Raw genomic sequence first — 12,160 nt, forward strand, 5'->3', positions numbered from 1 at the left:
GAATCAGAACGAAACGCCACCTTCACCGACCAGCTTCTCCAACGCCCAGATCAGGACGAAATCGATCAGCACGATCAGCACGGCAAACGAGAAGACGGTAGGGTCGAGCGATGACACGGTGCGGCTGTACATCCAGATCGGCACGGTCATGACGTCGATGGTGTAGAGGAAGTAGGTCACGGTGAATTCGTTGAACGAGACGATGAATGCCAGCAGCATCCCCGCCAGAATCCCCGACTTCATCAGCGGCACCACTACATCGAAAATCGCCCGGGTCGGTGAAGCGCCAAGCATCTGCGCGGCCTCTTCGACTTCGCTGCCGATGGAGAGCATCGCGGCGGTGCAGTTTTTCACCACGAACGGCAGCGCCAGGATCACGTGGGCAATCACCAGCCGCGATGTAGTGATTTGAAAGGGCAGGCTGTCAAACACCAGCAGCAACGCCAGCCCCAACACCACCATCGGAAACACCAGCGGCAGCGACATCAGTTGCAGCGCCACGGCTTTGCCACGGAACTCACAACGGGTCAGGGCATAGGCTGCCGGCACCGCCACAATCGTGGCGAACACCATGGTCAGGCACGCCACCATCAGGCTGGTGGTCATGGCTTTGCCGAGGCTCAGTACATCGCTGGAATCCGGCGACACGAAGGTGTGCCAGGCGGCCTTGTACCACTGCAGGCTGTAGCTGCTCGGCGGGAAGTCGAGGTTCGACGCACCGCTGAACGACATCACAATCATGGTCAGGATCGGCAACACCGCCAGCAGCAGAATGAAGCCCGAGAGGATGCCGGCAAACTTGCCGGTCTCGCCGGGCAGCAGCCCATAACGCTTTTTGATCAGGGTGCTCATTGGGATGCCTCCAGCATGCGCCGACGACGGCCAGTGATGAATTCGGACAAGGTCATGATCGCGAGCGTGGTAACAATCAGCACCACACCGGCAGCGGAGGCGGCGGGCCAGTTCATCAGCGGGGCGATCTGATCATGGACCATCACGGCCAGCATCGGTACGCGCCGGCCACCGAGCAACAACGGCACCACGAAACTGCTGGCGTTGTAGGCGAATACCAACGTCGCACCGGTGATGATCCCCGGCATACTCATCGGCAGCACCACCTGACGGAACACCTGAAAACGGCTGGCACCCAGGGTTGCAGCGGCTTCTTCATAAGTACGGGCGACGCCGCGCATGGCGCTGGCAATCGGCAGCACGGCCAACGGGAACGCGGTTTGCACCAGGCCCATCAATACGCCGTTCTGGTTGTAGAGCAGCATGATCGGGCGCTTGATCAGGCCCAGGCCCATCAGCGCCTGGTTGAGCATCCCGCCAGGTCCCAGAATCACCAGCCAGCCGTAGCTTTGCAGCAACAGGTTGACCAGCAATGGCAGCAGCACCGCGGCGAGGAAGATCCGTCGTACAAACGGTGAGGTCAGGCGCGACATGGTGTAGGCCACCGGGATCGCCAATACGACCGCAATCACCGCGCTGATCAGCGCCAGACGCAGGGTCAGCAGCAAGGATTTGAGGTAATACGGTTCCAGCAGTTGGGCGTAGCTGGCCAGGCTGAACCCGGTCCATTCCGCGCCCTTGGTGCCCACGCTCATGCGCAGTACCAAGAGGCTGGCGGCGATCAATACGCCCAGAAACAACATCGACGGCGAGAGGAAAAACCAGGCACGCGTCGTCGGCGAAACACCCCGATTGGTGCGCACTGGAGCGACAGCGACCGGATGAGTCAGAGGTTGGTGTTCCATAGCAAGGGTCTCGTCAATGGAAAGCAGTTGGCGCACACACCTCTTGAAATCACCCTGGCTCGCTCCCACAAGGGATCTGAGGTGATTTCAGACTGTGTGTTCGCCACTCGATCAGGAAGAAAAGATTTCCGTGTAACGACGAATCCATTGGTCATGCACAGAGGCCAGGAAGGCGTTGTCGTGCATGATCGCCTTCTCGGCAATCTGCTCAGGCGTGAGGATGTACGGGCTCTTGCGCGCTTCGGCGGAGATGATCGCCTTGGCGTTGACCGGACCGTTGTAGATGTCCTCAGCCATTTTGCCCTGCACCAGTGGGTCCAGAGAGTGGTTGATGAAGGCGTAGGTCAGGTCGGTATCGCCCGGACGATTCTTTGGCATCACCGAGAGCATCAGGTCGGTATAGAAACCTTCCTTCATGCCGAAGGTGGCGCCCAGACCGTAAGCCGGATCGCGGATCTGTTTCGGGAAGAATGCCGGGGCGTACAAGCCGCCCATGTCCAGAGAACCGGTACGGAACAGTTCGGCGATCTGGTTCGGGTTTTCACCCAGGGTCACTACGCGATCTTTCAACTCGGCGAGTTTCTTGAAGCCAGGCTCGATGTTGTGTTCGTCACCACCGGCCAGTTTGGCGGCGATGATGATCAGGTCCATCGCTTCGGTCCAGTTCGGCGGCGGCAGGAAGATGCTCGGTGCCAGGTCGGCGTCCCACATCGCGGCGTAGCTGTCCGGCGCTTCCTTGATGGTGCGGGTGCTGTAGACCAGGCTGTTGCACCACAGGAGGTAACCGATACCGTGGCCATTGGCGCCGGTGCGGTACTTCTCCGGCACGTCGACCAGGTTGGGAATGCGGTTGAGGTCGGGTTTTTCCAGCAGGTTGGCCGCGGCCAGACCTTCGGCGCCGACGCCCGCCAGGGTGATGATGTCGTACTGCGGGCGATCACCGGCGGCCTTGAGCTTGGCGACCATTTCCGAGGTACTGCCGGTGCGGTCAGCGATGACCTTGCAGCCGTATTTGTCTTCGAAGGTTGCCGCGATGTTGCGCAGTGCGGCCAGGCCCGTGTCATCGGACCAGGTCAGCAGGCGCAGGGTCTTGCCCTGGAAGCGCGTGTCGCTGGCATTGGCCTTGACGAAGGGCAAGCTCATGGCCGCCGCGGCTACGGACGCCACGCCCACGGTTTTGATAAATTGACGCCTGTTTAAATCATGCTCGCCCATGAAGGACTCCCTTTATTTTTGTAAGTATGAGGTGGGTCGCAACCGTTGCATCTTCGCGCCCAGATCAGCACCAAACCCCCGGTATCAAAGGGCTTGAGTTGAGCCGACAGCTTCATCCTGAGGTCGTGCAAAAAACCTGACTATCGATAAAAACTCATTGAAGCCATGACGCCAGTGCATGCCTCATCACGGGGCATGCACTGAGCCTTTTCGAGCCGTCAGAGCGCTCGAATCACGTGTTTGATTTCCTGGAAAGCCTGCAAGCCCCACGGCCCTAATTCGCGGCCGATGCTGCTCTGTTTGTAACCACCCCAAGCGGTCTGCGGGAAGATCACTTGTGGCGCGTTGATCCACACAAGCCCTGCCTGCAAGGCGTTGGCGACCCGATCGGCCGCTTCGGCGTCGCGGGTGACCACGCTGGCCACCAGGCCGAATTGGCTGTCATTGGCCAAAGCAATCGCCTCGGTTTCGGTGGCAAAACTGCGCACGCAGATCACCGGCCCGAAGATCTCTTCACACCACAACGCACTGCCTGGGGGCACGTCAGTGAAAATCGTCGGCTGCAAAAAATAACCGCGCGGCAGGTCTGCCGGACGATTGCCGCCGCAAACCAGCTTGGCGCCAGCACTCAAACCACGGTCGATGTGGCCCAGCACGCGCTGGTATTGCGCCTGATTGACCAGTGCGCCCATTTCCACGTTCGGGTCGAACGGGTCGGCCACACGAATGGCTTCGGCGCGGGCCTTCAAACGGATGAGGAATTCGTCCGCCAGTTCATTGGCGATCAATACGCGGCTGGTGGCCGAGCACATCTGCCCGGCGTTGAAGAACCCGCCGCCACAGGCCACTTCCACGGCCAGTTCGATGTCTGCGTCTTTGAGCACCAGCAGCGAGGATTTGCCGCCCAGCTCCAGGCTCACGCCCTTCACCGTTTCTGCTGCGCGTTGCATGACCTGCACGCCGACCGCGTTGCTGCCGGTGAAAGAAATCTTGGCGATGCGCGGATCAGCGGACAACGGCGCGCCGACGGCCAGACCCGTGCCGCAGACCAGGTTGAACACGCCCTTGGGCAGGCCGGCCTCAGCGATGATCGCGGCCAGTTCCAGCTCCGGCAACGGCGTGACTTCGGACGGTTTGAGTATCACGCAGCAACCGGCGGCCAGGGCCGGGGCGAGTTTCCAGGCGGTGGTGACCATCGGGAAATTCCACGGCACGATCAGGCCGACCACACCGCAGGGTTCGCGGCGCACGCGAGCGCTGAAGTCGTCGCTCGGCAGTTCCACATTGCGGTCTTGCTTGGCATCGAGCCCATCGGCTAAACCTGCGTAGTACTCGAAGGTCGCAATCACATCGTCGACATCGATGGCCGCTTCAAACAGCGGCTTGCCGTTGTTGCTCGACTGTAAATGCATCAACTGTTCGCGACCGGCCTGCACGCCCGCGGCGATTCTGCGCAGGATTACACCGCGCTCGGCGCCGGTGGTTTTCGACCACTCCTTGAAGGCGTTGGTCGCGGCAGTGACGGCTTGATCGACAGCACGTTCATCGCCGCCGTTCACGGTGGTCAACAAGGCTTCGGTCGCCGGGTTGATCACGCGCAGGTGTTCGTTGCCAGCGGACCATTGGCCGTCGATGAACAGGCCATCCAGTACCGTTGGGAAAGTCATGCGCGAAGTCATTTCGACACCGCCTTCATCCACGAAGTCTGATCGATTTCAATCAGGGTCGGACCCTGGCGATCCGCCGCGGCGCGCACTGCGCTGCGCAGTTGCTCGACACCGCAGACGGCTTCGGCTGCACAGCCCAGCGCCTTGGCCACACCAATGAAGTCCGGGGTGTAGATATCCACGCCGACCGGTTCGATGGCGCGGTTGACCATGTATTTCTTGATCTCTTCGTAGCCCTGGTTATTCCACAGCAAAACGATCACCGGGGTGCGCGCTTCAACGGCGCTGGCCAGTTCCGGCAGGGTAAATTGCAGGCCGCCGTCGCCGATCAGGCACACCACGGGAGGCCGGGCACCGCCTTCGACGCTACCGCCGAGCCAGGCGCCGATGGCTGCCGGCAAGGCGTAACCGAGGGTGCCGTAACCGGTGGACGAGTTGAACCAGCGACGCGGGCGCTCCGGGTTAAACGTCAGGTTGCCGGTGTACACCGGCTGGGTCGAATCGCCAACGAAAACCGCCTCTGGCAATTCGTGCAGAACAGTTTCCAGGAAACGGGTCTGGGCCAGGGTCGGCGCATCCCAGGTGGCAGCCAGTTCGTCGCGCAAGCGTGCGGCACGGACCTGGCCCCAATCGTTACGGCGCTCGGCCAGCGAGTGGTGGGACAGTTCGCTCAGCAAGGCTTGAGCCGCGTTGCGCGAGTCGGCCACCAACGCAACCTTCGGCAGGTAGTTGCGCACGGTCTGGTCGGGGTCGATGTCTACACGCAACAGCACGCCGGGAATGTCGAAACCGCCCGCGAAGGTCACGTCGTAATCGGTCTCGGCCAGCTCGGTGCCGATCGCCAACACGACGTCCGCTTCAGCCACCAAAGCGCGAGTCTCGACCAGGCTCTGAGTCGAGCCGATCAACAAAGGATGGTTGGATTCGAGCATGCCTTTGGCGTTGATGGTCAGGGCCACCGGGGCGTCAAGCAGTTCGGCCAGTTCCGTCAACTCGGCGGCGGCATCGATGGCGCCGCCACCGGCGAGAATCAGTGGGCGCTTGGCACCGGCCAGCAGCGCGGTCATGCGGCGGATTGCACTCGGCGACGCACCGGCGCGCTCGATCTTCACCGGGAGACTGCTGAGCAGGTCGTCGGCCTCTTCTACCAGCACGTCCAACGGAATTTCGATATGCACAGGACGCGGACGGCCGGCCTGGAACAGGGCAAAGGCACGCGCCAGCACGCCCGGCAATTCAGCCGCCGACATTAAGGTGTGGGAGAACGCCGCGACGCCGCCCACCATTGCGCTCTGGTTCGGCAGCTCGTGGAGCTTGCCGCGACCGCCGCCCAACTGGCTACGCGATTGCACGCTGGAGATCACCAGCATCGGGATCGAGTCGGCGTAGGCCTGGCCCATGGCGGTGGTGATGTTGGTCATGCCAGGGCCGGTGATGATGAAGCACACGCCCGGTTTGCCGCGGGTGCGAGCGTAACCGTCGGCCATGAAACCGGCGCCCTGTTCGTGACGCGGAGTGACGTGGTTGATGCTCGAACGGGCCAGCCCGCGATACAGCTCCACGGTGTGAACCCCGGGAATGCCGAACACCTGCTCAACCCCGTAATCTTCGAGTAACTTGACCAATACTTCGCCGCACGTCGCCATGTCTTTGCCCTTCTTGTTCGTTTGAGACGCCGGGCCTGCGCAGTGTTTATGATGAGCCGGCAGGTCCAGGGATGGCCTCATTGGAACGGGCGACACGTAGCCGCAACAATGGATAAAAAGTCATACTAGCCATGTCCTCACGTCATACCTTGGATCCCAATGAAACGATTGCCTCCCCTCCCGGCCCTGCACACCTTTCTGATTACCGCCAAGTGCTGCAACTTCACCCGGGCCGCCGAACAGCTGTACATCACGCAAGGAGCGGTAAGTCGGCAGATCGCCGGGCTGGAAGAACATCTGGGTTATGAACTGTTCATCCGCCAGGCCCGGGGCCTTGACCTGACGGCCCAAGGACGGGAATGGCTGCCACGGGTGCAGCAGATTTTCGGCTTGATCGACGAGGCGGTGGACCAGATCGGCGAGAAGCGCGAAACCCTGCAACTCAAGGCCCCGACGTGTGTCATGCGCTGGCTGTTGCCACGTTTGTTGCGGTGGCAACGGGAACGCCCGGATGTGCCGGTGGAATTGACCACCACGGTCAAGCACGGTGTGGATTTTCATCGCGAGCAGTTCGATGCCGCGGTGATGTATGGCGCCCCCCCGGACAGCGCGCTGGCCTCTTTTCATTTGTTCGATGAACAACTGACACCGGTCTGTTCCAAGCCGTTGCTCGAAGGTCCGGTGCCACTGCTGACGCCGGAGGATCTGGAGCAGCACATGTTGCTGCACCCGACCCGGGATGAACGGGACTGGAAGACCTGGCTGGCCACCGCGGATATTCGCTTGAGCAATGTCGGCAAGGGCCAGCATTTCGAAACGCTGGACCTGGCGATGTCGATGGCGTCCCAAGGGACAGGCGTGGCGATCGGGGACTGGTCGCTGATTGGCGATGATTTGAATGCGGGGCGGCTGGTCATGCCGTTTGAATTGAAGGTGAAGACCGGGTTGGCGTATTACCTGGTTTTCCCGGAAAAACCCGGGCCTTCACCGAAGTTGCGCGAGCTGATGGGGTGGTTGGTGGAGCAGGCAAGTTCCCGCTGATGGTTGATCGTTCCCACTGCGCGTGGGAATGATCAGGTGCGGTGAGTCACCACTTCATTTCGCCCTTGGCGACTTTGGCGCTCAGTTCAAGCGAACTTTCTTCATCCAGCCTCGGGTAGCGTTTTTTCATCGCAGCGATCAGCGCGGCGGCGTCTTTTGCCTTGGCGGTTTCTTCGTCAAAGGCCTTGATGTAATCGGCTGTGAACTGCACGGCGGCGAGCGAACGGGCACTCTCACCAAGGTAATGACCCGGCACGATAGTTTTCGGCTTCAGCGTTTCGATGGCGTGCAGCGTCATCAGCCAATCGGCGTGGGACTGCGCCGTCTGGGTGTCGGCCATCCACACGTGGATGTTTTCTGCGACGACGACGCCACCGACCACGGCCTTGATCGACGGAATCCAGACAAAGGTGCGGTCCGGCTGTTTGCCCTCAAGCCCCACAACCTGCAACTTATGCCCTTCGAGCATCAGGCTGTCGCCCTTGAGTACAGCCGGCACGATGGTGTTGGCCGGTGCATCGGCACCCATTTTCGGCCCCCAGAACGCCAGTTTGCCGTCGACGGTTTTCTGGATGTGATCCACGGTCGGCTGCGAGGCCAGCACTTTGGCGTTGGGGAATGCGGCAGTCAGGGTATCGAGGCCAAAGTAGTAATCCGGATCACCGTGGCTGATGTAGATGGTGGTCAGTTGCTTGCCGCTGGCGCGGATCTTTTCAACCACTTGTTCGGCCTGGGATTTGCCAAACTGCGCATCCACCAAAATCGCGTCTTTCTCGCCGCTGACCAACACCGAGGTCACCGGAAAAATCGCCTTGTCGCCCGGGTTGTAGACATCCAGGGTCAGGGTCGAGGCAGCCGCCGCGTGGGCGGCGAAACCGAGGGTAGCGCTGGCCAGCAAAATACGTTTAAGCGAGGTGAAGCCGATCATCTGTTGCTCCGTTGTCCGAATGCCGTGCTTGGCGATGGGACAGAGCTTAGTTGCATGACTCAGTACAAAAAATGCGAAGCTTGAACATAGTTTGTTTCTGAAAGCGGGCAAATGATGGATCGTCTACAAGCAATGCGGGTGTTCGTCACGGTGGTTGACCTCGGCAGCCAGTCGGCCGCCGCCGATCATCTGGACCTCTCGCGGCCAGTGGTTTCGCGCTATCTGGCGGAGCTGGAGGATTGGGTCGGCGCACGCCTGATGCACCGCACCACGCGCAAATTGAGCCTGACCGCCGCCGGCAGTGAAATCCTGCCCCGTTGTCGGCAGATGCTCGACCTGTGCACAGACATGCAAGCCGCCATCAGCGAACCGGACGAGGCACCACGCGGCCTGTTGCGCATCAGCGTCAGCACCTCGTTTGGTCAGGCGCAACTGGCGGATGCCATGGCCGCTTACGTCAAACGTTTTCCAGGCGTCAGCATCGACCTGCAGATGCTCGACCGCACGGTGAACCTGGTGGATGAGCGCATCGATCTGGCGATCCGCACCAGCAACGACCTGGACCCGAACCTGATCGCGCGACGGCTGACGGTCTGCCGCTCGGTGATCTGCGCCTCCCCCGCCTACCTGCTCGAACACCCGACGCCGTTGCGGGTCGAGGATCTGAGCCAGCACAATTGCCTGACCCACTCCTACTTCGGCAAAAGCCTCTGGCATTTCCAGGAGGACGGTGAGCCGGTGTCAGTGCCGGTGCAGGGCAACATCAGCGCCAACGAAACCAGCACGTTGTTGCGCGCGGCGATGGCCGGTGCCGGGGTGGCGATGCTCCCCAGTTATCAGGCCGGCGTGCATATCCACAGCGGCGAACTGATGCGCCTGCTGCCCCACGCCGAACCCCGGCAGATGAATGTTTACGCGGTGTACGCCTCCCGCAAACACATGCCGGCGGCATTGCGCAGCATGCTGGATTTTCTGGTGCTGAGGTTTCCCGAAGAGCCTGCGTGGGATATCGGCCTGTAACCGAATGATCGTTCCCCCAGCGCGAGGGAACGATCAGGACACCACGTTGCTGGCAACTCACCGGCACTGACCTATGCTGAAAAAAGCAGTACCGAAGGGTATTCGTTCAGAGGTCAACGCCATGAACATCAAAACAAGAAGATACCTCGCGATTTTCATCACCTGCGCCGCCACGATCGCGCTGTATGGCACCGCAGCCTGGCGCGTCGAACAGTTGCGACAACTGCCCCGTGAATACGCGAGCTGCAACTTCGATCGCTGTATTCCCCACAACGCGACCCTCAACGCCCTCAAGTAACAACAACAACACCCTCATGTAACAAAGGGGATCAGGCCTCGTTGTCCTGATCGGCCTTCAAACGGTCGCGAAATGCCTTGGGCGAGATCCCCACTCGACGTCGGAACAGGCGCGTGAAGTTGGTCGGATCAGAGAACCCCAACACGTCGGACATTTCATAAATGGTCATGCTGGTGTAGGTCAGCAAGCGCTTGGCCTCCAGCAATTGACGCTCGTGCATGATCTGCAACGCCGGTTGTCCCGCCAGCTCACGGCAGGTGCCGTTGAGGTGGGACACGGAAATCCCCAGTCGATGGGCCAGGTCCTCGACCTTGATGTGCTGGCGATAGGTCTCTTCCACCAGTTGGATAAAACCGTTGAGGTATTCCCGGGCACGCTGCGGACGCTGGCTGGCGTTGCGGCGGGAAATCACCTGGCGGCTGACCCACACCATGATCACGCTGACGAGCGAATGCATGAGCATATCGCGAGCCGGCTGGTGACCGGTGTATTCGTCTTGCAGCGCTGAAAACAGGCTATTGAGGTATTCGCCTTCCTTGCCCGCCGGGTAACTTTCGGCCTGGGCCAGGGCGTTCACCGAGTTGCCCAGTTGCGCTTGAAGATGAGCAACCAACGGCGCGGCAAGGGTCACGACAAACCCTTCGACATCCTCGGAAAACCGGAAGCCGTGCACCGACAGCGGTGGCAGGATCTGGATCGCCGGCTCTGTCAATTGCGTACGTTTGCCTTCGATTTCAAGCTCTGCCTGACCTTTGAATACGAAGAGCAACTGGCACAAATCGGCATGGCGGTGGGGTTTGATTTCCCACTGGTGTTCGCGGCTGCGTTTGGAAATTGTTTCACAGTGCAGCAAGTCCGGGGTCGGCCAATCCAGGCTTTCACCGTAGAGCTTGAACACGGGAATCGAAGGCAGGTCAGGCTTGTTCATCACTTCAATCCAGGCCTCGGGGGTAGGCGGGCGATAATCGCACCGATTGGCAGAATGTACAGGTATCGGCTCAGTTTTCCCCTTCAATTGACAGACTCACGAGAGAAAAATGCAAGCACTCGATCCATAAAAATTATTCACCGGCCTTGGTCGCGTGAAGCTTGCGAGCCATAAAAACAATGAAAACGCTAAAAACCCAAATCGCCATCATCGGCGCCGGTCCGTCCGGTTTATTGCTCGGCCAATTGCTGCACAACGCCGGCATCGACACCCTCATTCTCGAACGCCGGACCCCGGACTATGTGCTCGGACGAATCCGCGCCGGCGTCCTCGAACAAGGCATGGTAGAGCTGTTGCGTCAGGCAGGGGTGGGGCAGCGCATGGACGCCGAAGGACTGCTTCACACAGGCTTCGAACTGGCCTTCGACGCACGCCGCGTACACATCGACCTGCAAGCCCTGACCGGCGGCAAAACGGTGATGATCTACGGTCAGACCGAGGTCACCCGCGACCTGATGGCCGCTCGTCGGGAGGCCGGCGCGCAGACGATTTATGAGGCAAGCAACGTCGTTCCTCATGGGATGAAAACCGAAGAGACGTTCGTCACTTTTGAGAAGGACGGCGAGCTGTATCGACTCGATTGCGACTACATCGCCGGGTGCGACGGCTTCCATGGCGTAGCCCGGCAGTCGATTCCGGCCGAGTGCCTGAAAGTGTTTGAGCGGGTCTATCCGTTTGGCTGGCTCGGCATCCTCGCTGACACGCCGCCCGTGCACGAAGAGCTGGTTTACGCCCGGCATGAGCGTGGTTTTGCCCTGTGCAGCATGCGTTCGGCCACCCGCACTCGCTATTACCTTCAGGTGCCGGCCGACGAGCACGTCGAGAACTGGTCTGATCAGCGTTTCTGGGATGAACTCAAATCCCGTCTGCCTTGCGCGTTGGCAGCGTCGTTAGTCACTGGGCCTTCCATCGAAAAAAGCATCGCGCCGCTACGCAGCTTTGTCGTCGAACCGATGCAGTATGGGCGGATGTTTTTGGTCGGCGACGCCGCACACATCGTCCCGCCTACCGGCGCCAAGGGCCTGAACCTGGCGGCCAGCGACGTCAGTACGCTGTTCACTATTCTGCTGAAGGTTTACCGAGAAGGCCGTGTGGATTTACTGGGGAAGTACTCCGAGGTCTGCTTGCGCCGGGTGTGGAAAGCCGAACGGTTTTCCTGGTGGATGACCTCGATGCTGCACCGCTTTGACGATAACGACGCCTTCAGCCAGCGGATTGCCGAGTCGGAACTGGGGTACTTCGTCGACTCCGAGGCCGGTCGAAAAACCATTGCAGAAAACTACGTCGGCCTTCCATACGAGGCTATCGAATAGCCTGTATCGACTTCCACTGGCGAGCATCCCCGCTCGCCCTGATGCTGGCGCGGCCGCTATCAAGGTTACTTCAGCAGCCTGTACGCAGTGGCCAGCGTGGCCGGCCCGGTGCCTGGCTGGTGGCCAATCGAACGTTGGTGGGTTTGCCAGTGCCGCAACGCAAACCGATCATCGATTACCTCGGCACATTGTTGATGATCATCGGTTTGACCTCTTTGTTGCTGGGTATCACCCACGTCGGCCAGGGCCATTCTTGGCGCCGCGCTGGGGGGGGGGCGCAAAACGCC

Annotated in this window: 11 protein-coding genes and 1 pseudogene; 5 read left to right on the forward strand and 7 right to left on the reverse strand. The window is 60.5% G+C overall.

Translation table 11 applies throughout. The annotated features are described in order from the left end of the window. Positions 1–3: 3 nt before the first annotated feature. The 5 genes from ACXPVS_RS00400 to ACXPVS_RS00420 form a co-directional block, all read right to left on the reverse strand. Positions 4–852, reverse strand: coding sequence for an ABC transporter permease (locus tag ACXPVS_RS00400; RefSeq protein ID WP_458508148.1), 849 nt, complete (start codon positions 850–852; stop codon positions 4–6). Continuing rightward, the gene (locus ACXPVS_RS00405) at positions 849–1,757 is read right to left on the reverse strand and encodes an ABC transporter permease (protein ID WP_458508149.1); all 909 of its coding nucleotides are present in this window, start codon (positions 1,755–1,757) and stop codon (positions 849–851) included. The genes ACXPVS_RS00400 and ACXPVS_RS00405 overlap by 4 nt, the downstream gene beginning before the upstream one ends. 111 nt (positions 1,758–1,868) lie before the next feature. Next, a complete protein-coding gene (locus ACXPVS_RS00410; protein ID WP_458508150.1) occupies positions 1,869–2,972 on the reverse strand; it encodes an extracellular solute-binding protein in 1,104 nt (367 codons plus the stop codon). Positions 2,973–3,190: 218 nt separating this feature from the next. Beyond that, positions 3,191–4,639, reverse strand: a complete 1,449-nt coding sequence (locus tag ACXPVS_RS00415; RefSeq protein WP_458508151.1) for an aldehyde dehydrogenase family protein — start codon at positions 4,637–4,639, stop codon at positions 3,191–3,193. Positions 4,640–4,647: 8 nt separating this feature from the next. After that, complete coding sequence (locus tag ACXPVS_RS00420) at positions 4,648–6,285, reverse strand: 5-guanidino-2-oxopentanoate decarboxylase (RefSeq protein WP_458508152.1); 1,638 nt, start codon at positions 6,283–6,285, stop codon at positions 4,648–4,650. Between the two features lie 159 nt (positions 6,286–6,444). Between ACXPVS_RS00420 and ACXPVS_RS00425 the strand changes: the two genes are divergently transcribed. Continuing rightward, complete coding sequence (locus ACXPVS_RS00425) at positions 6,445–7,326, forward strand: LysR substrate-binding domain-containing protein (protein WP_458508153.1); 882 nt, start codon at positions 6,445–6,447, stop codon at positions 7,324–7,326. Positions 7,327–7,372: 46 nt separating this feature from the next. Here ACXPVS_RS00425 and ACXPVS_RS00430 read toward each other — a convergent pair whose 3' ends face one another. Then, positions 7,373–8,254, reverse strand: coding sequence for an MBL fold metallo-hydrolase (locus ACXPVS_RS00430; protein ID WP_458508154.1), 882 nt, complete (start codon positions 8,252–8,254; stop codon positions 7,373–7,375). 114 nt (positions 8,255–8,368) lie between these two features. On the opposite strand from ACXPVS_RS00430, the gene ACXPVS_RS00435 reads away from it, so the two are divergent. Beyond that, a complete protein-coding gene (locus ACXPVS_RS00435) occupies positions 8,369–9,274 on the forward strand; it encodes a LysR family transcriptional regulator (RefSeq protein WP_458508155.1) in 906 nt (301 codons plus the stop codon). Between the two features lie 121 nt (positions 9,275–9,395). Continuing rightward, positions 9,396–9,572 carry a hypothetical protein gene (locus ACXPVS_RS00440; RefSeq protein WP_458508156.1) on the forward strand — a complete coding sequence of 59 codons (177 nt, stop codon included), beginning with the start codon at positions 9,396–9,398 and terminating at the stop codon, positions 9,570–9,572. A 31-nt stretch (positions 9,573–9,603) separates the two neighbouring features. Here ACXPVS_RS00440 and ACXPVS_RS00445 read toward each other — a convergent pair whose 3' ends face one another. Further along, entirely contained in the window at positions 9,604–10,500 is an 897-nt protein-coding gene (locus ACXPVS_RS00445) for a helix-turn-helix domain-containing protein (protein ID WP_458508157.1), read from the reverse strand. A 179-nt stretch (positions 10,501–10,679) separates the two neighbouring features. Between ACXPVS_RS00445 and pobA the strand changes: the two genes are divergently transcribed. Next, positions 10,680–11,873 (forward strand): 4-hydroxybenzoate 3-monooxygenase, encoded by a 1,194-nt coding sequence (gene pobA, locus ACXPVS_RS00450; protein WP_458508158.1) that lies wholly within the window; start codon positions 10,680–10,682, stop codon positions 11,871–11,873. Positions 11,874–11,921: 48 nt separating this feature from the next. Then, positions 11,922–12,133, forward strand: a pseudogene (locus ACXPVS_RS00455) (MFS transporter); the annotation flags it as partial. Between the last annotated feature and the right edge of the window lie 27 nt (positions 12,134–12,160).

The organism is Pseudomonas sp. Ma2-10, from assembly GCF_054330215.1.